Source organism: Aliivibrio sp. 1S175 (assembly GCF_001690985.1).
GTDB lineage: Bacteria > Pseudomonadota > Gammaproteobacteria > Enterobacterales > Vibrionaceae > Aliivibrio.
The window spans coordinates 55937-81315 of sequence record NZ_MAJS01000024.1; the positions used below are offsets into that span (position 1 = coordinate 55937).

General features: G+C 38.1%; 19 protein-coding genes and 1 pseudogene. 8 read left to right on the plus strand and 12 right to left on the minus strand.

Translation table 11 applies throughout. The features are described 5' to 3' along the window. Positions 1 to 61 precede the first annotated feature (61 nt). Together A6E06_RS09940 and A6E06_RS09945 are read right to left on the minus strand one after the other, a co-directional pair. Positions 62 to 2029 carry an alkyl/aryl-sulfatase gene (locus A6E06_RS09940; RefSeq protein ID WP_065592394.1) on the minus strand — a complete coding sequence of 656 codons (1968 nt, stop codon included), beginning with the start codon at positions 2027 to 2029 and terminating at the stop codon, positions 62 to 64. A 142-nt stretch (positions 2030 to 2171) separates the two neighbouring features. Further along, positions 2172 to 3083, minus strand: a pseudogene (locus tag A6E06_RS09945) (LysR family transcriptional regulator). Positions 3084 to 3378: 295 nt separating this feature from the next. Here A6E06_RS09945 and A6E06_RS09950 point away from each other — a divergent pair. Together A6E06_RS09950 and A6E06_RS19790 are read left to right on the plus strand one after the other, a co-directional pair. Beyond that, positions 3379 to 4020, plus strand: coding sequence for a YdcF family protein (locus tag A6E06_RS09950; RefSeq protein ID WP_141676935.1), 642 nt, complete (start codon positions 3379 to 3381; stop codon positions 4018 to 4020). A 158-nt stretch (positions 4021 to 4178) separates the two neighbouring features. Further along, on the plus strand, positions 4179 to 4394 hold the full coding sequence (locus A6E06_RS19790; protein ID WP_141676936.1) for a hypothetical protein: 216 nt from the start codon (positions 4179 to 4181) through the stop codon (positions 4392 to 4394). A gap of 55 nt (positions 4395 to 4449) precedes the next feature. Here A6E06_RS19790 and A6E06_RS09955 read toward each other — a convergent pair whose 3' ends face one another. From A6E06_RS09955 to A6E06_RS09965, 3 genes are all read right to left on the minus strand, one after another. After that, positions 4450 to 4995, minus strand: a complete 546-nt coding sequence (locus A6E06_RS09955) for an outer membrane beta-barrel protein (RefSeq protein ID WP_065592393.1) — start codon at positions 4993 to 4995, stop codon at positions 4450 to 4452. 170 nt (positions 4996 to 5165) lie between these two features. After that, a complete protein-coding gene (locus tag A6E06_RS09960) occupies positions 5166 to 6461 on the minus strand; it encodes an ATP-binding protein (protein ID WP_065592392.1) in 1296 nt (431 codons plus the stop codon). 18 nt (positions 6462 to 6479) lie between these two features. Next, on the minus strand, positions 6480 to 7205 hold the full coding sequence (locus tag A6E06_RS09965; protein ID WP_061029855.1) for a response regulator: 726 nt from the start codon (positions 7203 to 7205) through the stop codon (positions 6480 to 6482). 294 nt (positions 7206 to 7499) lie between these two features. On the opposite strand from A6E06_RS09965, the gene A6E06_RS09970 reads away from it, so the two are divergent. The 3 genes from A6E06_RS09970 (at position 7500) to A6E06_RS09980 (ending at position 12814) form a co-directional block, all read left to right on the plus strand. Further along, positions 7500 to 9461, plus strand: a complete 1962-nt coding sequence (locus tag A6E06_RS09970) for a S8 family serine peptidase (protein ID WP_083190310.1) — start codon at positions 7500 to 7502, stop codon at positions 9459 to 9461. A gap of 13 nt (positions 9462 to 9474) precedes the next feature. Further along, positions 9475 to 9876 carry a hypothetical protein gene (locus A6E06_RS09975; protein WP_065592391.1) on the plus strand — a complete coding sequence of 134 codons (402 nt, stop codon included), beginning with the start codon at positions 9475 to 9477 and terminating at the stop codon, positions 9874 to 9876. A gap of 529 nt (positions 9877 to 10405) precedes the next feature. Next, positions 10406 to 12814: a glycoside hydrolase family 2 protein gene (locus A6E06_RS09980; RefSeq protein ID WP_065592390.1), complete on the plus strand. Its 2409-nt coding sequence runs from the start codon at positions 10406 to 10408 to the stop codon at positions 12812 to 12814. A 54-nt stretch (positions 12815 to 12868) separates the two neighbouring features. On the opposite strand, the gene A6E06_RS09985 is transcribed toward A6E06_RS09980, so the two are convergent. From A6E06_RS09985 to A6E06_RS10010, 6 genes are all read right to left on the minus strand, one after another. Continuing rightward, positions 12869 to 13795: a LysR family transcriptional regulator gene (locus A6E06_RS09985; RefSeq protein ID WP_065592389.1), complete on the minus strand. Its 927-nt coding sequence runs from the start codon at positions 13793 to 13795 to the stop codon at positions 12869 to 12871. Between the two features lie 44 nt (positions 13796 to 13839). Then, on the minus strand, positions 13840 to 14517 hold the full coding sequence (locus A6E06_RS09990; RefSeq protein ID WP_065592388.1) for a nucleoside-diphosphate sugar epimerase: 678 nt from the start codon (positions 14515 to 14517) through the stop codon (positions 13840 to 13842). Positions 14518 to 14552: 35 nt separating this feature from the next. Further along, complete coding sequence (locus tag A6E06_RS09995; protein WP_065592387.1) at positions 14553 to 14936, minus strand: DUF4345 domain-containing protein; 384 nt, start codon at positions 14934 to 14936, stop codon at positions 14553 to 14555. Positions 14937 to 15059: 123 nt separating this feature from the next. Next, positions 15060 to 16547: an arylsulfatase gene (locus A6E06_RS10000; protein WP_176703467.1), complete on the minus strand. Its 1488-nt coding sequence runs from the start codon at positions 16545 to 16547 to the stop codon at positions 15060 to 15062. Between the two features lie 224 nt (positions 16548 to 16771). Then, on the minus strand, positions 16772 to 18142 hold the full coding sequence (locus A6E06_RS10005; protein WP_065592385.1) for an NCS2 family permease: 1371 nt from the start codon (positions 18140 to 18142) through the stop codon (positions 16772 to 16774). A 247-nt stretch (positions 18143 to 18389) separates the two neighbouring features. Continuing rightward, on the minus strand, positions 18390 to 19310 hold the full coding sequence (locus A6E06_RS10010) for a LysR family transcriptional regulator (RefSeq protein ID WP_065592384.1): 921 nt from the start codon (positions 19308 to 19310) through the stop codon (positions 18390 to 18392). A 142-nt stretch (positions 19311 to 19452) separates the two neighbouring features. On the opposite strand from A6E06_RS10010, the gene A6E06_RS10015 reads away from it, so the two are divergent. Next, positions 19453 to 20142 (plus strand): type 1 glutamine amidotransferase domain-containing protein, encoded by a 690-nt coding sequence (locus A6E06_RS10015; RefSeq protein WP_065592383.1) that lies wholly within the window; start codon positions 19453 to 19455, stop codon positions 20140 to 20142. A gap of 144 nt (positions 20143 to 20286) precedes the next feature. After that, positions 20287 to 22134 carry a M3 family metallopeptidase gene (locus tag A6E06_RS10020; RefSeq protein ID WP_065592382.1) on the plus strand — a complete coding sequence of 616 codons (1848 nt, stop codon included), beginning with the start codon at positions 20287 to 20289 and terminating at the stop codon, positions 22132 to 22134. Between the two features lie 33 nt (positions 22135 to 22167). Here A6E06_RS10020 and A6E06_RS10025 read toward each other — a convergent pair whose 3' ends face one another. Beyond that, positions 22168 to 23169, minus strand: a complete 1002-nt coding sequence (locus tag A6E06_RS10025; protein WP_065592381.1) for a triacylglycerol lipase — start codon at positions 23167 to 23169, stop codon at positions 22168 to 22170. A 288-nt stretch (positions 23170 to 23457) separates the two neighbouring features. Here A6E06_RS10025 and ggt point away from each other — a divergent pair, with 288 nt between their 5' ends. Beyond that, positions 23458 to 25212 (plus strand): gamma-glutamyltransferase, encoded by a 1755-nt coding sequence (gene ggt, locus A6E06_RS10030; RefSeq protein ID WP_065592380.1) that lies wholly within the window; start codon positions 23458 to 23460, stop codon positions 25210 to 25212. The last annotated feature ends 167 nt before the right edge of the window (positions 25213 to 25379 follow it).

Below are 25379 nucleotides of genomic sequence, written 5' to 3' on the forward strand. Positions count from 1 at the left end.
AAAAAAGCCCCGTTGAATCCCTTCATTCAACGAGGCTTTGTATTACTCTTTACTTACTTTTTTATGGCGTAACTACACCAAACCATAAATTGAATTGATCAAATACCGACATCAGTTGCTGGAATTTAGCTTGGTCAGAAACCGTAAATTCTCCCGCTTTCATTTCATCTTTCAATACTGATTTTTTCGACATCATGTTTTCAAACGCTTGACGCGATAACGTAATGTTCAAATCCGCATTATCAAACTGAGTATCTGTATAAGACTTCAATACTGAATTACTTAAATCCATTGAGTATTTACCATCGCCTTTAACATCAATATTTACTTTAATGTTCATGCCTTTTGCAACATCAGGTTTCACTGTCACACCAAGGTATTTCATGAACTGATTAAACGGCATGTTCACGGCGATTGCTGCTGTGTTTGGCGTTGCGACTGGTTTAATACCATTACGTAATTCTTTAGCACCGCCTAGATAATAGTTTCTCCAAGGACCAGACTCTGATTGATAGCCTAGTTGCTCCATTGCGTCCGCTTCTAAATAACGTGCATCCATATTGTTAGGATTTGCAAAAGTCACGTTATTTAACAGAGTCACCGCCCAACGGTATTCGCCTTTTTTGATTGCCGCTTCAGCAAGCTCAATTACCTTCTTCTCGCCACCTATCGCTTCAACGTATTTAGTGCCTTCTTCCGTTGGTGTTAATGGGTTTAGATTGGCTGGGTTACCGTCCCACCATGCGCCGAAGTAGTAATCGTAAGTCGCACGTGCATTATGAGAAACCGTACCGTAGTAACCACGGTTGTACCACTCTTTACCTAATGAATCTGGCAATTTAATTTCTGCTGAGATTTCATTTGGCGTATACCCTTTGTTTGCAAGACGTAGCGTTTGGTCATGTACAAATTTATACATATCACGAGTTTTAGCTAGCTGACCTTTTATTTTTTCTTGTCCCCATGTTGGCCAATGGTGAGACGCAATCATAGTGTCTGCTTTATCACCGTAGGTATGTAGAGCTTGGTCTACATAGGTCCCCCATGAAGAAGCATCACGAGTCTTAGCTCCTCGTAATGTTGAAATGTTATGGATGGTATGCGTCATTACTTCTGCTGCCATCATGGTTTTATATTGTGGAAAATAGAACATGAATTCAGAAGGCGCTTCTGATTCTTGTGCCATCATCACTTCTAAATCAACACCGTCAATCGTCATTTCTTGACCGGTATGCTCTGCAATTTCTGTTGGTTTTACAATACCAGGTGAGCCTGTTGAGGTTGTTTTACCTAAACCGCCATCAACCATACCTTTATTGTTCGCATCAAGAAGGTTGCCATACATGTATGAAGAACGACGCGACATGGTGGTGCCTGCCATTAGATTTTCAGCAATAGAGTACGTGAAAAAACCTTCTGGTGCCGCAATAGCCACATCACCATCATCAATGGCTTTTTGCGTTGTAACGCCTAAAATGCCACCAAAATGGTCTACGTGTGAGTGAGTAAAGATAACGCCAGTAACAGGCAGATCTTCCACATTATCACGCAATAGTTTTAAACCTGCTGCAGCGGTTTCTGGAGAAATAAGTGGGTCAATAACAATCCAGCCGTCATCACCTTTAATGAATGACATTACTGATAAATCAAAACCACGAACTTGGTAAACACCGTCTTTAACTTTAAATAACCCATTGATGTTATTTAATTTTGCTTGGCGAAGTAAAGAAGGATTAATGGTTTGAGTATTATCATCTTGGTCGATGAAATTAAATTTTGAGAAATCCCAAACGACATTACCGTTTGCGTCTTTAATTGTTGTTTCTGGCCATGTTGCAATAAAACCACGTGAAGCATCTTCAAAATCAGATTTATTATCAAAATTTAAATATTGCTTTAACTGGTCGTTCTTTTGAATAGTGTGCGTTGTCGCTTCTTTTGGCTGACTGGTTGTCGGCGCAGCAAACACAAACGCAGGCGCTAAGGTAGCAATAACAGCAAGTGATACTATGGATTTTTTAAATGACATAATTTCTCTCTTAATAGTGCGAGCAATCCATTTTGCTCGTCGATGGAGAAATATTAAGAGTTATCAATTAAACAATCGATAGTGTCATACTTAAAAGTGGATTTAGTTTTATTTAATCCATAACAGGAGCACTCCCGTTAATTCATAAATATAAACTCGTTAGATCTTGCGTAACCTCTTCAAATATCTGTTTTAACCACTGATGACCAGTATCTGATTGTTGTGAATGATGCCACGTCATATAAACAGGTAAGGGATGAGATTCAAAAGGCAATGGAAGTATCGTTAATGGCAGCATTTTAGACATCATTTTTGAATGCCATACTCCAGTTACGCACAACCAATCCATTTGAGCCGCCATCATAATAGAATTACAAATAGAGCCTGTCGCATAGGCTTCTTTTCGTTGAGGTAACTTATCAATTAATAACGAATCCATAATGTAGTTATCCATTCTCTGGGTTTTCCACAATAGGTGTTGTTCTGCAAAGAACTGATCTTGAGTGATACTGTCTTTAATTCTTGGATGGTCTTTTCTGCATACCACAACAAGCTGCTGTTCAAATAACAATTTATTATGATAGCCATGCTCTTCAAGTGGCACCGTTGCCAAAATTAAATCCACTTTACGCATGCGTAAATCAGCCTGTCTATCTTCTTCATTTAGATGCTCGATATCTGCTTTGAAATTTACGTTAGGAGCAAACTGATCACGGTATTTAATAAGAGGAGGAACGACCATTAAATCTAAATCTTTATGGCTTGAAATACGAAAGGTTCACTGACTAGTGCTAGGATCAAACGCTTGACGGGATTTTGCCCCATTTAATAACCGAATTAATGGCTCTTGAATTTCGGCATGCAATTCAATTGCAAAATTGGTAGGAACGATTCCTCTCCCTTGTCGAATAAACAGCGGATCTTGATATTGTTCTCGCAAGCGATTTAATGTGTGACTTACCGCAGGAGCACTAACACCTAAACTGACTGCTGCCTCATTCACACTGCGTGTATTCATGACAACATCGAATGCTTTAAGTAAATTTAGATCCATGAATTCCTACCACATCAATTATTTAGTAATGTGATTATAAGCAGCTTTATACTTAAAAATCTAACCTTGTCTTACTAGACTTCATTTCCATATTTACTCTGACATCAAATAACCTTAAAAAAATAAAGTTTAATTTATAAGACTCAAGCTCATTAGCTGATTAATTTCTACTCATCATGCCACTTCATTGTTAGCCTTAATATTACTATAACAACTAAATACGATATAACGGCTTAATGCTATAACAACGGATTGTTAATCTCAGTGGCTATCATTCTTAAAAAAGGATAGGACAATGCGTGATCTTATAAATTACTTTTCAAACTCTGATATCAAAATTCACCACGATTTTGCATCTTCCTTACGTCTTAATCCTCAAGTATTTAGCTACTGTAATCCATCATACCAACTGCCAATATCATCAAAACAACGCTTAGAAAATTACCTTGCTTTAGGTCAACCGTTTCTAATGCCTTTTGGGGATCTAAATCAAGCTGACACTTTAATTGCCTTCTCATTTGGTGACAGCGCTGATGTAAACATTCAACTAAGTGAACTGGCTGCAAATATCCAGCATTTACATCCCAATATTCATGTACAACTTCAACAAGAAATTGCACTCCACTTCCCTAAAGACAGACAAATCAGTGTTATTGAAAATAAGGACTACCAAACCACCACAGATATTGCGCGTGAAGCCTTAAACAACATTCATTCACGTAATGTTGTGGTCGTTGCCCAATCTTGGCATGCGAAACGCTGCATAAATACCTGTAAGCAACAAGGTTGGAATGTTGTTGGATTACGTTGTGTTGATGACTTTCCGGCAAAAGACCCTCAACCTTGGGTGAGAAATCCATTAAATTGGTTAATAAAAGAAAGTCACAGAGAAGTCGCAACAGGACAAGAAATCAGTCAATACTTTCAACTCTGCTAATTCTGTGATAATCACAAAACAATTGAGCTAACTATCTAATTTATATAAATAAAACCTTATCTCTTGTTTTGTTCTAGAGTACCATTACGTTTTTATTTCCTACTCAGGCATACACTTCTCATCTACTCCTTATATCAACGGCATCAGAAGAATTCTTTATGTCGCATTCCCTTAATGGCGATTCGACACTAACCTCGCCTACGCACTCTCAACTCTCTATTCCAATGTCTATTCCTGGAGATAATTATCACACTTTATTGAGGGCAAATCCCATTGCCGATTCTTATCAAGAAACCAATGAAAAACGCGTTCAATGGGTAAGAGAATACGACTGGCATTTATCTCAGTCGATTAGATACCCGGTCCCATATTAGCTACGGATATTATATAATAATTTATACCCATTATAATGTTAAGTAATGTCTCACGTTAAAACTTATAACTCATTCCTACCATCAATAGATTAGCTTTAATAATTGGATTAGTGATATTTTTATATTCTATATTTAATCCCAAACCAAAATTGAACCGACTTTCAAGTCCTAATGATGCCTCAAAACCTATATCTGAAGCAGATTTAGATACGTTATCTATAGTGTAATCAACTTTATATCTGTTAGCCCCTAACTTTGTATAAATGAAGTTATTAATAAAATGATTTTCCATTAATGGGTACTGAAGAAAAGCACTAGTTCTAGGCCCATAAAAAGTATCATCATCCACTTCTGATACTATATTAATCAAACCACTAACTATACCACCACCACCAGATGTCCACCCACCTTCAATACCAATATATGGATTAATCATATACCGGTAGTAAGTATTAAGATTAAACGAATCACCAAACGAACCTCCATCATTTAATTTGAATTTTTGACTACCATAGCCAACAGCGGTACCAACGATATGCTCAGCAAAAGAATGAAGGGGGAATAAGGTTAAGCATATAACAAATAAAGATATTTTTTTCATATTAATTACCTAGTTGAACAACTGTGATGGTTGTAATAAACATTATCAAATGAATCTTAGATACATTGAACGTATATATTGATTATTTGATTAGCCAAGTTACTAAGTAAAATTACAAAATTAAGCAGGTTGACAATATCGACAATTTGTCATGTATTTGTTTGTAATTGTCAGAGTTGTAGATTTGGGATTATAAGGTTGAGCTTCGCCCCGCCAAGCTCACTTTTTTCAAGTATCACCTGACCTCCATGTTTCTCGACAGTCAATTTTACTATCGCTAAGCCCAGTCCATTCCCCATATTTTCTTTATTTCGAGATGGGTCAAGACTGAAAAATGGCTCAAACACTGTACCCCAATATTTTTCTGGAATACCGGGACCATCGTCTTCTATAATAATTTTAAGCTGTTGCTTGTTTGATTGGCAAACCAGTCGCACTTTAGACTCAGCATATCGAACAGCGTTTGACAGTGCATTATCTAGCGCGGGTTTAAACAGATTTGTAGCGGCAAGAAGATAAACATCTGGATCAATAATGACTTCAATTTCTCGATTTTTAGGATTATAAAGACGCTTAACTAAATGATTAACGAAAGGTTCAAGAAGGAAGAATTCCTTATGTAGCGGTATTTCTTGACTGCTAATTTTGGTAAAATAAAGTAACCCATTAACCAATTGTTCCATCTCTTCCGTATCTTCAATAATGCTTGCTACTTTCTCCCACACATCTTCAATAATCGTACTTTCCTGAATTAATTCAGCTTGCCACTGAATACGAAAAATCGGTGTTCGAAGATCATGGGCTACCGCCTGTGCAAGGGTACGATTGTTAGAAATCAGTTGAGATATTTTGTCTGCCATATCATTCACGCTTTCGTTCAATCCCCCAACTTTACTACCACTGTTGGTTGGTACGCGTGCGTTTAAATTTCCTCTGGCAATATCGGCGGTAACCAGTTCTAAAACCAGGATCCGTCGGTTGAGAAACCAGATAAGACTGATTGAATAAATTAGAAACCCACCAATTATAAAAACAAAAAACAACGAATCGTTGAAGCTAATCTTCTCCCTAATCATAGAGTTAGTATCAGGTTCAAAATGATAAAAATTCGATACGTCAGGCAATGTAATCCACAAGTGCCTATCTTCGTTACGAAACGAAAAAGAATGTATCTTCTCATTCAGGGCAAAGTAATTTTTTACGTCTTCCGGTAACTCTTCTGGATGCACAAGGTTCAGATTGCTCGCGGTTAAATCAGCATAATTCAAAAGATACTGATTCAACTCTTGGTTTGTGCTGCACTCAGACAATCTTAGTAAGATACGTTGGAATGCTGCACTTTCCATATCTTCAAGTACATAGTCATAATCGGAAGATAACTGATAAACGAATTCATCATAAGCAAAAAGGCTAAGAATAAAGAAAAAAAACAACCGAATAAAAGATTCTATATAGATACGCCACATACTTAAATATCCTAATTTCTAGTCGTTCCAAGCGTCCGGTACAAAAACGTAGCCTTTTCCTCTAACAGTAATAATACGGTAGGGTGAAGACGAAGTATCTCCCAGTTTTTTACGCAAGCTGACCACTTTGTTATCTATAGTACGATCTAATCCATCATACTCAATACCACGTATAGCACGGGTTAAGTCATCTCTTGACAACACTTGATCCGCAGAACTGCCAAGCAACCATAAAAGATCAAATTCGCTATCTGTCATAACAATATGCTTACCAGACAGTTCACACCATTTCCTTATATTATTGAGCAATAACCCCCCAAAAATTAATGTGTTTTCTGACGATTGATATATGGATTCTGGCAAGTGTATGTGGGTACTTTCATTACGAACTAAAGCTCGTAATCGGGCTAATAGCACTCGTGGTTTTATAGGTTTAGTAACAAAATCATCAGCGCCAATTTCCAGCGCAACAACATGGTCAAAATCATCGCCGCTAGAAGTCAGTATTAGTATCTTACCTAAAAACTTGGGACGGATTTGTCGGCAAATTGTCAGGCCATCGATATCCGGTAACATAAGATCTAGCATCACTAGTTCAGGCTGTTGAGAAATAATGGCCTCAACAGCACTTTTACCTTCCGCAAACTCTACCACATCGAAATTTTGTGCCCTAAAGTACGACGACAGGATCTGACGAAGTTTATTGTCATCCTCAATAATAAAAAGACAGTGAGTAGTGTTCATAGTAATCCTCTGTGAGATTTAAAGCTCTTATTTTATTAAATTAGTTAATAATCATTCCCCGACGATTCAGAAAATAATGACAATTTTATTATATTGTCAGTCTAATTAAATTTGTATATTTCAATCCGTGCAATGCAAAAAACGTGCAATCCTAAGACGGACGAATGCAATCACAAGCAGCGCAGTTGAGTTAATCATTAATTTTTTCAACAACTCTAATTTTTAGCACTTCCACCATTTCATTGATTTATTGTAAGTTTTATTTAAATTACATCGTTAGGGTAATATTTCAATATGATTAATACATATAGAATCACATGTTTATTTTTTTTATCACTCTTTATTACTACAGGGTGTGGACCTTTTAAAAACAAAAAAGTTGCGTCTCCAATTGAAGATATACCAATACCAATACCAATACCAATTAAAAATATTAATTGCAGACTTGTTAAGTCAATGGACAATATTAAGGATGTGGGAAGGGATAGTGACGAAAGATGCCTTCCTGGTAATAATGAATTACAAAATCAACAATGGCACTTAATGAATGTTGGGCAAAATTCATTTTCAAGACAAGGTGGTATAAGTGGATATGACTTAAATTTATGGGCCGCTCATAGAGCGAGTGTATTAGGAGAAAATATAAACATTGGGATTGTTGATACTGGTATTTGGCTTGAACATCCTAATTTATTAAATAATGTTCAAGCAGTATCGCCAGGATGGAATTTCCGGACCAAGAATGAAGATATAAGACCAATTAACAATGAATCACATGGTACTGCTGTAGCTGGTATTCTAGCTTCAGTAGATAATGACATAGGTACAAAGGGGGTTGCTCCTATGGCAAAAATACAAGGATACAATCTTATTGGTGATGAGGTTGAGCAGAACTACACTAATTGGCGTAAGTCTCACGGACTTGAACTTGTTAATAAGGCATCTAATAATAATGCATTTAATAAAATTTATAATTTAAGCTTTGGCTCTGAAAATACTCAGCTTGAACCTTATTCACTAATTCAAGTAATGAAAGATGAAAATTTAATATATATGACTAACGAATATGATGTTATGTATGTTAAAGCGGCTGGTAACGAATATAAGGACTACCTATACGATGGAATGTATTTTTTTACATCTTATTCTCTATTGGCTGAGCCCTATAATATTCCAGTTGGAATCAGTACTATTAATGATATTAGTAATAATTTTTATGGTTATTTAGTTGTTAGCGCTATAGATGCATTTGGAAAAATTTCGGATTATAGTTCAGTAGGAAGTAACATTTTTATTAGTGCCCCTGGTGGGGGTTATGGGGAATATGGACCCGCTATTGTTACCACTGATTTGCCAGGTTGCGACAAGGGACAAAATACAACGACAGGCGATCATATAAATAAATTGCATGGTGGAAATAAACATGATCCAGATTGTAATTATACCGCAACTATGAATGGGACATCTTCAGCGGCGCCAAATGTGTCGGGCTCTATTGCTTTGATTATGTCAGCTAATCCTAATTTAAAGCAAAGGGATATTCGGGATATTTTAATAAAGGGGGCTACCCGTATAGATGAATATTATCCCGCTATAGAAGGGAAATATTATTATAATCCTGACAATGATGGTTTTTATGACACTTATACTGCTATTGAACCTTGGGAAAGGAATAACGCAGGGTTTTGGTATAGCCCATTATATGGTTTCGGACTTGTAGACGTTAATAAGTCTTTAATATTAGCAAAAACTCATGAACCGTTACCTGATATGAAAATATCTAGTTGGATTGATACTAGTGATGATAAAATTGAGATTCCAGATAATGGAATCCATATTGTAAGTAGTATAACAGATGTTAACAACTTAACCGTTGAATCAGTACAAGTAAATTTAACATTTGACCATGAAAGGATGTCAGACTTATTAGTCAAATTAATTTCACCAAGTGGAACAAGTAGTACATTATTGTCTCCACATAGTGCTATAATTTTTTCTTCAGAAGAAAAAAGTTATGATGACACCTCTAATTCTACATTATTTTTATCTCATAAATTTTATGGCGAATCATCCGAAGGAGATTGGAAATTAGTCGTATCTGATATGAGTAAAAAAGTTGAAGTTTACTATATAGATGATTTTTACAGCACATTAAGCTTGGACAAAGATAATCAAAACCCTCGCATCATGACAGTAAAAAACAACAGAGTTAATGGTATTTTAAACTCATGGTCCTTACGAATATTTGGTCATTAAAATGGTATTCCTTATGAAAAAATTTATTTTTTTACTTATTTTTACAATCTCTTATTTTTCTTTTCAATCTAGCGCGAAAGCTAATGAATTTAAACAAATATGCAAATCAAATAATGCTTATGATTATATGAAAAATCAACATGAAAAGAGAAGCTTTATGTATAAAACAAATAATGATGGAGACCTTATCACAAGTGATAAAATTGAAAATCTTATTTTTTTAAAATTAGATAACGATAGTGAAATCTCGGTGTTGGTAAAAACATTCCCTATAAAGTTTATGTATAGTCGAAACCGTATTTTTGTATTTAACATAGATAAAGGAGTCAATATCTGTAAGCTTCGAAATAATATGCTTAAAAAAGGTTTCTATCCAGAATTTGAATTTAATAAAAATAAATTGAAATTGAAATAAAAAATTAAAATATCGTTAGAATACTTTCCTTTAAGTATTCTAACGTGTTATTAATACGTTATTTATGGGAATACAAAACTCACCATGAATTCATTATTATTAACTATAAATATCTAACTTAGATATATTAATATCCCAAAAAATACTTAGTAAAGGATATTTCACGACAAACACAGATTCAACTTAAAATGGATAAAGTGCCAGATTTTGATCGAACTAAGTCTCAGAACTTGATGATTCAGAAGGTGCGTGGTACCCAAAGAAAAAGAAAGTCACAGAGAAATCGTAACAGGGCAAGATATCATTCAATTTTTTCAACTCTGTTAATGTTGTGAAAATAACAAAAAATAATTGTGCTAACCATCTAATTTGTATAAATAAAACGACTTACTCTTGTTTTGTTCGAGAGTACCATCACATTTTTATTTTCTTCTCAGACATACACTCTTTTGCTACTTATGAATATCGTTCAGCATGACTTAATTATAATGTTGAACTACTTATATCAACGGCATCAGAAGGATTCTTTATGTCGCAGGTTTCTCTTAATGGCGATTGGACACTTACCTCGCCTACGCATTCTCAACTCTCTATCCCAATGTCTATTCCGGGAGATAATTATCACGCTTTATTAAAAGCAAATCTCATTACGGATCCTTATCAAGAAACCAATGAAGAACACGTTCAATGGGTGCGGGAATGCGATTGGCATTTATCTCGTACTTTCTCTCTTCCATCATCAGAACTCAATGCTTCTTCACTACTCTTAAACCTAAGCCGTCTCGATACACTGGCTGATGTTTTTATTAATGGAGAGTTAGTATTACGCAGTACAAATATGTTCCAACAGCATCGTATTGATATCAAACCTTTTACTGTGCTTGGAGAAAACCATATCGATGTACATTTTGCGCGCGTAGATGAAGAAGGGAAACAACGAGCAGGTACACTACCAATGCCTATTCCATGGGCGGTAGGGAACAACCAAGTTCCTCACATGAATCTTATCCGTAAAACACAATGTCACTCAGGCTGGGACTGGGGAATTTGTTTATTAGTTTCTGGTATTTACGATCCTGTTTATATTGAAGTGATTGATCAAATTACGTTACTGTCCGTTCATACTGAGCAAATTTGGCACCAAGGAAGTGTTGATGTCAGCGCTGTAGTTCATCACGATCCGATAAGTGATCATGAACTCACCGTGACATTTGGCGATCAAATACAAATGACCACCACTTGTGAAACGGGGATCACTGTCGTTAATTTCCACATTGAAGACCCTGAGCTTTGGTGGCCAGCAGGATACGGAGAGCAACCATTATACTCTTTGCATGTTGATCTGAATAATCAATCAATCTCTAAAAAGATAGGGCTTCGCCAAATTACCTTAAACAATAAAGACGATGCCATTGGGTCTGCAATGGAGTTTGTGATTAATGGCTTCCCTATTAATTCAAAAGGGGCCAACTGGATCCCTATGGATGCAATGCCAAGCTTAGAGTCTGAAGATCGTTATCGTGAACTATTGAGCAGTGCAAAAGAAGCCAATATGAATATGATCCGCGTTTGGGGCGGTGGTCAGTATGAATCAGATACCTTCTATGAGATTTGTGATGAATTGGGCTTAATGGTATGGCAAGACATGATGTTTGCATGTTCACTTTACCCTTCCACTGATACGTTCTTAAAAGAAGTAGAACCTGAGATTCGCCAACAAATAAACCGACTGAAAGACCATCCATCAATTGTCCTTTGGTGCGGTGACAATGAAGTGATTGGCGCTATTGGTTGGTATGATGAATCAAAGAATAACAAAACAACCTACACCGTTAATTATGATCGTCTAAACCGTAATATCGCCCAATGGATTGCAGAAGAAGATCCTAGCCGACGTTTTTGGACCAGCTCCCCTTGTAATGGCGATATGGATTTTGGTGACGCATGGCACAACGATAACCGCGGTGATATGCACTTCTGGGATGTGTGGCATTCAGGAAAATCATTCAGTGCTTATTTAGATATTAAACCGCGTTTTTGTTCAGAGTTTGGTTTTCAATCATGGCCTTCTTTTGCGGAAGTGAAACGCTTTGTTCCTGAACATGATTGGAACGTCACCTCCCCAACATTTGAAGCGCACCAAAAAAATGGCCGTGGGAACAGCATCATCACTGAGATGTTTACTCGTTATTTCCGTTTTCCATCCAACTTTGAACAGATGTTGTATTTAAGCCAAGTACAGCAATCTATTGCGATTAAAACTGGGTGTGAATATTGGCGAGCGATAAGCCCTATTTGCCGAGGTATGTTGTATTGGCAATTAAATGACAACTGGCCTGTAAGTTCTTGGTCTAGCATTGAATACAGCGGTCGTTGGAAACAACTTCATTATCATGCGAAGCGATTTTTTGCACCGACCTACATTCCTTTTGAAGAAACCGATAAGGAAGTTCAAATTAGAGTCGTTAACGATTCTCGATTTGAAAACCATATCGACGGTAATGTGTATTGGATGGATTTCAATGGCGAAGTTCTTGGTCAATGGGCAATTAATTACTCTATTGAAAAAGATGGCAATGATATCATTTGGTCATTAACAAAAGAGAAATTTCAAGTCAGTGAAAATAACTGCTTTTTCTTTGTCGAAATAACCGTTAATGGCGAGAAAGTTCAAAATACATGGTTTGCTGCACCAACGATTAAACAACTTACGATTAAAAAAGCGAATATTGAAGTAACTCAAGAAGATAATCGCATTACTCTGCGCTCTGATTATCCGGCTTTCTTTGTGCACTTAGAGCACGATGGAAAAGGCAGGTTCAGTGATTCAAGTTTTACTCTGCTGCCTCAAATTCCGGTAACGGTAGATTACCTAGGGGATGACATAGATACGTTAATACACTCTTTACGTATTTACGATTTATCTAATAGCTATTAAGGGTTCATTCTACATGGAGGTACTTTTTTGTACCTCCAATTTTATGTAATATGATTAATATTCTGCTTTTACTCGTTCAATAATCAATTCTCTGAACCAACGATGTGAATGGTCAAAATCAAAATGCTTATGCCACATAAGAACATAACATCCCGCTTCCATTGCTATGGGCGCTGGTAATATTTTTAATGGTGAGCCTTTCAACATGTTGTCTACGTATTTTGCGGGAGCACATAGAATCAAATCACTGTGTTCACACAATTCCATTGCTGAATGAAAGTCTGTTAAGTTAACTGCGATATCTCGCTTTAAGTGTTCTAAATTTAGAATATCATCCAACAACCATTGCTCAATACCACCAAAAACCACTTGTAGATGACGATATTTTAAAAAGGTGTCTAATCCCCATTTTTCTTGAAATAACGGATGGTCTTCTCGAACTAAACAAACGGCATGATCTTTAACTAACTCAACATAATTCAATTCTGTGGGAATATTTTCCATGTGCCATTTAGAACGAGAGTCCCACTCCCAACAACTTATTGCCATATCAATTTCACAGCGTAACAATTGTTCTAAGCTGTCACGACGCCATGTTTTCGCATGCACATTGACTTGAGGTGCTTGCTTTAATATCTCAGGCATGAAATGGGGATAAGTTAAAGAATATGCAGGTTCTACCATGTGAATATCAAATGTTCTTTGGCTTTCACTGGGTTCAAAATGCGCGGGGCGAGTAAATAGCTCCAGATGTTGTAACACTTGACGTAATTCTGGTGCTAATTGCTTTGCTCTAGGCGTTGCCCGTAATCCATAAGGTGTTCTCTCAAATAAGGGGTCACCAAATACTTCACGCAATTTAGCCAACTGCTTGCTAACCGCAGATTGACTTAAATGCAATCGTAAAGCGGCAGAGGTTACGCTTTGCTCTTCTAATAAGACTTCTAGCGTATTTAGTAAGTTATAATCAAATTGCTGCACTAACTGTCCATTCCTTTATTCATCACAATATACGCGGTGAAACACTACTTATTTACTAATGCAAACATATCTCTTGAGGTGTATCGATAACAACCATTTGTCTCACTGTTATGTAGTGCTAAATCAAGCATACTTTGAGCAACCAGCTCTCCATGAATAGGCTTATAATTAAGTAAAAACCCTCTCATTAAGGGATGAAAGAGTTTCATTATTCCTTGCAATAATGTTTCGTCCGAACGTGTTTCTGCTCTTGTTCCAGACAAAGGACCAGGCTGCATAAACGTAACATTTTTAAAACCAATCGCCGTGACTTTTTCTTCCATCTCACCTTTGCATTTTAAATAATGCGAAAGTGCAGAACTTGATGCTCCAATACAAGACACAACATAAATACATTCAACGCCAATATCACGCATAGATTGAGCTACGTCGACCACTAGCGATACATCAATGGCTTTAAGTGCCTCTTTGCTGCCAGCCTGTTTAATGGTCGTTCCTAAGGCGATAAAACCAATGCGAGGAATACTCTCTTTAAGACTTTCTTTATCAATAGCTAATTCAGAACTTACTATCTGGATAAGCTTAGAACTTACCTCTTCTAACGGTCGACGAGTTAAGCTATAAACGTGTTGAACTTCATCATTTTTTAAAGCGAAATTCAATAAATGATGGCCAATCAAACCAGTAGACCCTGCAATAATGATAGACGATGGTTCCTGCATAACATGCCCTTACTCAACCTTAATTGAGAATAGAATCACACAGCATTTTTCTCTGTGTTTTTAATCAGAATAACCCCTAGAATACCAAATCCAAACTCTAAAAACAGATAGAAAAGCAACAATCCATTTGGCATCCCATCAAGAGCAATACTTAATAAACGTCCAAATGCCAAGCCCACCATAAAAACAACCAAACTATACAAGGCCGGCAATTGGTACTTTTGATTAAATGCTCCCACTAACCAAAGCATAGCAAACCCTAAATACAATCCCATAACAGCACGGAAGATATGCGTGACATTAATTGATGTTGGGTCAATATTAAACAAAAAAGGCAATGATTGTGCAGGCATTAATCCATAGGCAAGCGCTATTATGATTAAGCCAGAAGACGCTGAAAGTAAAAATAATCGGTTCATATTTTATTTCCCATATATTGGTATGCATTACTCTATGCATAAAAAAAAAGGTGCATTTACATTCTTAATCACAATGACAAAAATATACCTGCACCTTTACTATTATTTATTTGAACTGATGAATTAGTTACCCACTCCACCTGAAATTACGGTATCTGAAGTCACTGGTGGCCACTCTTTAAACGTTTCTAAATGCTGACCGACAGCAGCTTGAGCTGGGCCAAATGCCCACATTTTTTGTCCCATCCATTTTAGGTACATTCCCGATTCTTCCGCTGCTCGCTCGTAAGGATCACGACGTAAATTGAATAATAACGGGGCATTTAACTCTTCTTTTGCCCCGCTCCATCCATGATTTTGCACAACAAAGTGTGCTTTCCAATCACCCACGCGTACCGCTTGTAGCTTATCTCTTTCATAATAAAACAGCTCTTTACGATTCGATTCGCCATCATTAGTTAACATGTCCATTTGGTTGTACCCATCCAAATGTCCTTTAAACCCTTTATAGCCCTTAAGCATTTTTTCTTTTAAATCAGCAGGTCCACCCGCCGCTTCGATTAAGGTTGGCAATAAATCCATGCCATCAAACATGCCATTGTTTACTGTGTTTTTAGGAATTTTATTTGGCCATTGAATTAAGAATGGCGCACGAACACCGCCCTCCCATGTTGTTCCTTTCTCACCGTGGAAAGGCGTCATGCCACCGTCTGGCCATGTCATAATTTCAGGGCCATTATCGGCAGTAAAGATAATAATGGTATTATCTAAAATACCTAATTCTTCAATCTTCGCCAGCATTTCACCAACATGATCATCTAAGTCTTTCATGACGACTTCTTGTAATCCCCACCCGTTTTGACCTAACATTTTTTCGTATTTAGGCGAAAGATGAGTCCATACGTGGCCTCTCGATGGACAATACCAAGTAAAGAAGGGTTGGTTGTTTTTAACGGCTTTTTCGATAAAGTTAATGGTGTGTTTATTTACTTCATCATCTAACGTTCTCATTCGCTCAATTGATAATCTTCCATCATCTTTAATGGTTTGGTTTCCTTTACCATCTGAGGTGGCGTGAATAACATTACGTGGGGCAAACTTTTGAAATGCTTCGTCTTTTGGCCAATCTGGATCTTCCGTATATTCCATCGCGTTGAGATGATATAACCACCCCCAATACTCATCAAAACCATGGTTGGTTGGTAAAAATTCATCTCTATCTCCCAAATGGTTTTTACCAAATTGACCTGTTGTATAACCAAGGGTTTTTAATACTTCAGGAAGCGTTGGCGTATCTTGATTTAAGCCTACAGGACCGCCGGGTAAACCAACGGAGTGCATCCCTGTTCTCACGGGTAATTGTCCTGTCAAAAAGGCAGAGCGACCAGCGGTACAAGACGGTTGAGCATAATAATCGGTGAGTAGCATTCCCTTTTCAGCAATGCTGTCAATGTTTGGTGTATCACTGCTCATTACGCCATTATGATAAGCACTGAGGTTTGAGATGCCGATATCATCGGTAAAAATAACAAATATATTTGGCTTTTCTTGTGCTGCATTCGCTACCAATGAAAATGAAAGTGCTGCTGTCACGGTCAAGCTTTTAAACATCCTATTCATCGTAATTCCTTATCTTTTATCATTATCACTGAGACTGCTTATCACTCTTGAAAAGTAACAACTTAGAATCAATACCTTAATTTAAAAGATAGGACACGCTTTAAAATTAACCACATTTAAACTGAATTTATTGTCTGATATTTTTATTCTTTTATTACACGCATAAAAAAACGGATGCGATTAAGCATCCGTTTTTCAATCATCAATAGTAAGCGTTAAATCGCCCAACCACCCACGTAAAACACAATCAAAGCGATCGTGATTGACACAATACCTACGTTTAGTTTCTTAAACTCACCAGCAAAAATGCGTCCAACAACCAGAGTAGTAAAGCCAATCATGATGCCCGTTACGATGTTTGCAGACAGAATAATAAACACGGCACAAACAAGGCCAGATAATGCATCAACAGAATCGTCAAAATCCAATTTAGACACATTACTCAGCATTAATAAGCCTACGTACATTAATGCCGGAGCCGTTGCATAAACAGGAACCAAGTAACTGACTGGTGATAAGAAAATCATGGCTAAGAACAACACGCCCACAACCGCAGCCGTTAAACCTGTTTTACCACCCGCCGCTGTACCCGCCGCCGATTCAATATAAACAGCAGCAGGAGCGCCACCAACAACCGCTGCAACAATTGAACTTGCAGAATCCGCCGTTAGTGCTTTGCCACCATTAATGATTTGTCCGTTTTCATCCAATAAATTCGCTTGACCTGCCAGTGCTCGGATAGTCCCTGTTGCATCAAATACCGCCGTCATTACTAGAGCAATAACAACAGGAAGAATCGCAGGCGTTAACGCTCCCATAATGTCCATCGAACCAATCAATGAACCACCATCGGCCGTTTCTAAACTTGGTAATGCAAAGAAACCATTATAAATCACGTTTGGGTCGAAGATTAAGCCGATAATAGAAATACCGACAATCACTAATAAAATACCACCGGGAACGCGTTTTTTCTCTAAACCAAAAATAGCAGCAAGACCAAGTACCGACATAATGACAGAGAACGACGTAATGTCGCCTAGCATAATAGGTAAACCTGCGTGTGCATTTTTAACAATAAGTCCTGTGCCATCCGCAGCAATTAATAAAAGGAATAAACCAATACCAATGCCAGTACCATGAGCAATCCCAACAGGCAGATTACTTAATATCCATTGGCGAACGCCCGTTACCGTAATAAGCGTAAACAACACGCCCATAATAAAGATAGCACCAAGCGCAACAGAAATGCTGACGCCTTGCCCTAATACCAAGCTAAATGCAGTAAAGGCAGTTAAAGAAATAGCACAACCAATCGCCATTGGTAAGTTAACCCACAAGCCCATTAGTAATGAGCCAAATGCGGCAACCAAACACGTCGCAACAAACACAGCGCCCGAGTCAAATCCTGCGGCACCTAACATACTTGGCACAACAATAACCGAATACACCATCGCTAAGAACGTCGTTAATCCTGCGATCATCTCTGTTTTTACCGTACTACCGCGTTCTGATATTTTAAAGAAACCATCAAGTTTTTTATCCATGTTGGATTGTGGTGCTGTATTCTGTACATTGCCCTGAGACATGGGAACATTCCTTACTAATAAGCGTTAAGATGCTGTCATTTTCTGCGCGCATTCTTGCACAAACTGAGAGAAATATAAATAAGCAATCGTTACCGTCACACTATTACAATCAGTTACCATTCATAGTTAAGTAAATGAAAGCGAAGTGATTTATGTATTTTTCACACTAAAAACGCCTAAAATTCAATCAAAAATAAATCTAGTTTATTCATGCCTATTCTTATTAATTAAAACTCAGTGTTCAATATTACCCCAACAACATTGAACTTCTAGGGTGTGTACTATCAAAATATTGAATTAAGAAGTCCAACAATAAACGCACTTTTTTAGAATCCGTTGCTCCGGGTGGATATACGCCATACACCTCAATATCGGCCAGTTCATACTCATCTAACACCGTTTGTAACGTGCCTTCTTTTATTTTAGGCATCGCATCATACACAGGTATTCGTCCTAAGCCGTGTCCACCCTCAACAAAAGCGGTTCGTGCTGCGGCATTATTGGTGGTAATGTCACCACTCATTTTAATGCGATAGGATCTTGTCCCTTTTGTCAGATCTAGCGTTGGCGATCCTAATTTATACATGACCCAGTTATGCTGCTCTAATTCAGCAGGAGTAAGCGGTTTGCCACAGCGAGTTAAATAACTTGGGGACGCACATAAACAAGTCGGTAAAGAAGAAAGCTTACGGGCTTTTAAGCCTGAATCAGGCAGTGCAGCTCCTCGAATCGCCAAATCAATCCCTTCTTGAATGATATTAACCACCTCATCAGACAAAATAAGATCTAATTCAATCTTAGGAAACTGCGCTTTAAACACGTTCAATGCAGGGACAATTACCTGCAATCCCATGTTCACAGGACACGTGATTTTTAATACCCCTTCAGGCTCATTTTTATAGTTTTCCATTTTCTGATTCGCAAATTGCGCTTGATCTGAGATCAACCGACAACTGCTATAAAATTCAATTCCCGCATCAGTGAGTGACAAACTTCGCGTCGAACGATTGATTAACGTCACGCCTAAGTTCGTTTCTAATTTCTTAATGTGATAACTGACCACGGTACGTGATAATTCCAACTGCTTTGCTGCCGCACTAAAGCTGCCCTGATCCACCACATGGGTGAATACCACCATGCTTTTTAGTTGTTCAAACGACAATTTCATTGTTATCTCACTTTATTAGTCGAATTTTTGAATCAATGTAATCAAATTAATCTGCATTGTCTAACTGAGGTTTACACTCTATATTTTATCCATGCCTTGATTCATCTCTTCAGGGTCAACCAATAATTAAAGGAATAGAATAATGACTACACCTAAAAAACGAATTTTAATGGTTCTGACTTCACATTCTGACCTTGGTAATACGGGTGAAAAAACAGGGTTTTGGATTGAAGAGTTTGCGGCACCTTATTACGTATTTCTTGATGCCGGAATTAACATTACACTGGCCTCTCCACTGGGTGGACAACCGCCTATCGATCCAAACAGTGAATTAGAAAACTTTCAAACGGACGCCACTCGTCGTTTTGATAACGATGAATCAACACAACAGACGTTAGCAAGCACTCACACGTTAAGCGATATCAAAGCTGACGATTACGATGCTGTATTCTACCCTGGTGGTCACGGACCATTATGGGATCTGGTTGATGATAAAAACTCAATCGCTCTTATTGAAACGCTATTAAATAGCAATAAACCCGTTGCTGCTGTCTGTCACGCCGGTGCGGTATTATTGAATGCAAAAGACACCGCAGGTCAATCAATAGTAAAAGATAAAGCCGTAACAGGGTTCAGTAACACAGAAGAAGAAGCCGTTGCCTTAACAGACATTGTGCCGTTCTTATTAGAAGATGAATTAAAGAAACAAGGCGGTGATTATCAAAAAGTCAGTGATTGGGCGCCCTTTGTTATTCAAGATGGCCTTATCATTACAGGGCAAAATCCAGCAAGTTCTGAAAGCACGGCTGAAAAGTTGTTACTTGCTCTATAGGTTCCAATTAGAAGCACAATATTAAGCTTCATTTATTAAGCTCAATCTAATTACAGATTGAGCTCTTTTCATTTTAATCTCCTCATATCTATACCATCTATGTCATAATAATCCTTTGCATACGCTGTATTTAAAGGGACGAAAATGACTGCCACTACTTATCTTAATGACTTAAACCAACGTTATTTATCGATTCATCGCACCAAAGAAAACTTCTTTTGGGATACCTACATGGGTTTGAGCGATGATCACCAAGGCTCTACGGAAGCAGAAACCACATGGACGAACTTTTTAAGTAATGCTGAGCAAATCTCCGCAGTTAAAGAACAAATCATACTGGCTGAATCAATCACTGATAATGAAGAAAAAACACAAACCTTGATTGGTTTAAAAGGCTGGTTAGCCACATTTGAATCTCACGCAATAGAATCAAAACAAGCTCAACAGTTAAAAACAGAACTAATAAAATTTGAAGCGGGTCTATTTGAGAAAAAACAAAACCACACCATGACGTATGTAAACGAAGAAGGTGAAACGGTTGAAGGCTCTCTTCCTGTACTCGCTTCTATTGTTCGCACCAGCGCTAATGCCGCCACACGTCAATCTGCTCATCAAGCGTTTCTTGGCTTAGAGCAATGGTTATTGCAAAATGGATTTATTGAATTAATCAAACTACGTAATAAATTCGCACGATCTCAAGGGTTTGATACTTTCTTTGATTACTCGGTAACAAAAAAAGAAAAAATGAGCGCAGATGAACTGTTTACTATTTTGGATGACTTTGAAAAACGCACACGCGATTGTCATCAAAACAGCTTAGACCAACTTGCCGCAAACAAAGGAAGTGAATCACTGCTCGCACACAACTTTGTCTTCTCGTTTGCTGGCGATGTGATGCGAGAGTTAGACCCTTACGTACCATTTTCAAAATCATTACGTCGTTGGGTTGAATCGTTTGGTCGCCTAAATATCGAATTCTCAGGCGCAGAATTAACCCTTGATTTACTCGACCGTAAAGGCAAATACCCGAATGGTTTTTGTCATGGTCCTATTCCATCATTTTACGATCAAAACCAATGGATCGCCGCTAAAGTTAACTTTACTAGCAACGCAAAACCAGACCAAGTTGGCAGCGGCTACGATGGCATGAATACCTTATTCCATGAAGGGGGACACGCCGCACATTTCTCTAACGTAAAAATGAACGCTCCGTGTTTCTCGCAAGAATTTGCACCAACGTCAATGGCCTACGCTGAAACGCAATCTATGTTTTGTGACAGCTTATTAGCTGATGCTGATTGGTTAAAACAATACGCGTTAGATACTGATGGAAAACCAGTGCCTGATGAGATCATCAAAGCTATGATCGACAGTAAACAACCGTTTAAAGCGTATCAAGAACGCAGTATTTTAGTCGTACCGTATTTTGAACGTGCGTTATATCAGCTAAGCGATGCAGAATTAACACCAGAAAACATCACCAAGTTAGCCCGCGCTTCTGAGAAAAAAATCCTTGGATTAGAATGCAGCCCTCGCCCATTAATGGCTATTCCTCACTTAGTGTCTGATGAAGCTTCGTGTGCTTATCACGGTTACTTATTAGCGCACATGGCGGTCTATCAAACTCGTGCATACTTTACTGAGAAGTTTGGTTTCTTGGCGGATAACCCAAAAATCGGGCCTTTGCTAGCTAAGCATTATTGGAATGCAGGCAACAGCGTAAATCACAATGATTCTATTGTTGCCCTTACTGGTGAAGGGTTTAATGCTAAATACTTAGCGGATGAATGTAATCTATCGGTAGAAGATGCCTGGAAAACAGAACAACAAAAGATTGCAGACATGAACACACGTACTCAAGCTGACATTTCGCCATTACATGCCAATATCACGGTGATTGATGGGGCTAACACTCTGGCAAATAACGCTGAATCAAATGCAAAAATGTGTGATGAATTTGAAGCGTATATTATGAAAACGTACGGACGCTAAACTGATTTCAGGGTGGTATTTATGCCACCCTGTTTATTTCAATATAGATGAATTAGAACTCTCGTCTTGAAAATAAAGCTGTTCAATTAAACGCGCTTGCTCTAACTGATCAACCGTTCCATTATCAATCAGCAATTGTTGTTCTTTTAAGATATCAATCAAATCCGTCGGAACAGAATCGCCATTACCGACAATCTCAACATGGCCTGCTTTCACCGTTATTGGATTCGCATGAACGACATCATCCACGTCTTGATTCGACTGCTCATTAACGCTAAAAACGTAATCATCTTCAACGCATATTCCGTCATCATTGGTTCTACGACACGTATTACGCTCATCCGTTTTTATTACTAAATGCTGAGAAACTGAAGAGAGAAGATCTCCAGGTTGTTCAATAAAATCCGCGTTCGGTGGGATCTGTTGGTATTTCTCTCCTGTCACGGCATAGCAGATCAAATCAACAATACCCAAAGACAAGATCCGTAAAGAAGTCATTCCACAATGTGACGATATTTCAATGCCATTAAATGGGGAAGAGACCGTGGTAAGTTGCAGTTGTTTTGTCGCGACTTTTTTCTCATCTTCTCTATCAACCGTAAGTGCTCTACGAGCGACCAAACCACCTTGGCTATGGCCAATAATATGCAGAGGTTGATTGGGGTTTTCCTTTGATAATTTATTTAGAGCAGAAACAAGCTCGCCAGAGGTCTCTTCTAAACTCTTTCTGTCATCATATTCAAAACAGATAGCTTGTTGATCATATAAACCATACACATCCGCTAAGGTTTTAAATTGACCCGCAGAAGCGAAGCAGCCATGAACAATAATGGTTAATGGTTCATCTGGATTTAAATGAATACGACTATCATTGGCATTATTACAATGCTTTAGCCCTTCAATATTTAGGGTTTGCTTGGTCAACGTCGTTGGTTCTTCAACCTTATCAATATCATTGACAGAATTTGACGAACAACCAACCAGGCCGAAAAGTACTCCCACACTGGCACATCGCAAAAAGTCCATTTGATTCATTAAGTTCATCCATAAACACAATATAAAACCATCATAGGGTATTTCTCATTCGATTATTACCCTTATATTAAGACCAAATAGTGATATCTGTGATTGATGTGATATCTATCGGCGTTGTCTATCTTGCAAGTAAGATTGTAACTCTCAATTCGTTTAAAACGTGAGCATTAACCAAGAACACTAATAACGTATTCGACAGGCCTCCTTTCCTCTGCCAATCTTTTTCTGCTCAGTTTATTTAACTCGACGTCTTTACCTACATCCAATTGATACGATTAAGGAATATCTATGCAGTGGAAAGCATCAACTCTTGCGTTACTGGTTTCAACCTCTCTTATTACGCCAATATCATTTGCAGCTCAAACGACAGACAATGTTGCCCCTGAAGCCGCAACGGGCTTAACCAAGCAAAACCTCGTTGAAGGAAAAGAGTGGATGATCGCCTCCGCAAACCCTTATGCCAGTGAAGCGGGGGCTGAGATGCTGCGTAAGGGTGGTAATGCGATTGATGCCATGGTTGCAACGCAATTGGTGCTTGGGCTAGTAGAGCCTCAATCATCGGGTATTGGTGGCGGTGCATTTCTTGTCTATTGGAATGCAAAACAGCAAGAGCTTACTACTTTTGATGGAAGGGAAACGGCACCATTAGAAGTGACACCTCAATTATTTCAAGATGACAAAGGCCAACCTCTTAAGTTTTATGATGCCGTAGTCGGAGGGCGATCTGTTGGTACTCCTGGCACAGTAAAATTGATGTGGGATACTCATCAAAAACTAGGCAAACTGGATTGGAAAACCCTATTTGAACCAGCCATTGAGCTTGCAACTAATGGATTCACCGTAAGTCCTCGTTTAGCAAAATTGGTTGATAATGACCAAGAGTTTCTGCAACGCTCTTCTGCCGCTAAAGCCTACTTTTTTAACCACGACGGTTCACCAATAAAAGCGGGTCAACAGCTTAAAAATCCAGATTATGCAAAAACACTGCAGGTTATTTCTGAGCAAGGCGCCGTCGCTTTTTATCAAGGAAAAATTGCACAAGATATTGTGAACACAGTAAGAAATGAGACCTCAAACCCTGGGGTACTTAATCTCATTGATTTTACGGCTTATCAAGTAAAAGAGCGTGAACCCGTCTGCGCACCTTATCGCCAATACGCAATTTGTGGAATGGGACCACCAAGTTCAGGAGCATTGGCACTTGGACAAATTATGGGGGTACTCAGCCATTACCCAATTTCAGATATGGGTAAAGACAATGTACAAAGTTGGAGATTATTAGGAGATGCTTCTCGCCTAGCCTTTGCTGATCGCGGTAAATACATGGCAGACAGTGATTATGTTCCAATGCCAACTCAAGGCTTATTAGATAAAAAGTATTTAGAAAAACGCGCTGAACTACTAAAAGGAAAGGATGCATTAACTGAAACCTCTGCGGGCTCTCCACCGTGGTCTCATACCAACAATTACGCATTAGATGAAGCCATTGAACTGCCTTCTACCAGTCACTTTTCGATTGTCGATAAAGATCGTAATGTGGTTTCAATTACTACCACCATAGAAAATGGCTTTGGCTCTCGCTTAATGGTTGGCGGGTTCTTATTGAATAACGAGTTAACTGATTTCTCTTTTAGAAGCCATGTTGATGGTGTTCCTATTGCCAATCGCATCGAGCCGGGTAAACGTCCACGTTCATCCATGGCGCCCACTATCGTAATGGAAGGCAATAAACCGTATATGGCGATTGGATCTCCCGGTGGCAGTCAAATTATCGGATACGTAGCAAAAACATTGGTTGCTCATCTAGATTGGAGTTTAAACCTACAGCAAGCCATTGATTTACCTAACATGAATAATCGCTTTGGGGCATTTGAAATAGAAAAAGACACCACCGCTGAAGCATGGGTTCCTAAGTTAGAAAAGCTAGGATTTAAAGTTCAAGTTAAGGAATTAAACTCAGGGGTTCAAGCGATTAAACTGCAAGGAAATTCTCTTGTGGGTGCTGCCGATCCTCGCCGTGAGGGTAAAGTGATAGCTCAGTAATATACTAATCAATTTAGTGGTAGCAATCACAACTCATTGTTACCACTGCTCATCTTTAGAACCCTAAATTTCATCTAAAAAGTACTACATAGTTAAAATAAATAGCATAAACATTTTATTGACAGCTGCTGAAAATCACGTATTTTCCATCTACTTTTACTATATAA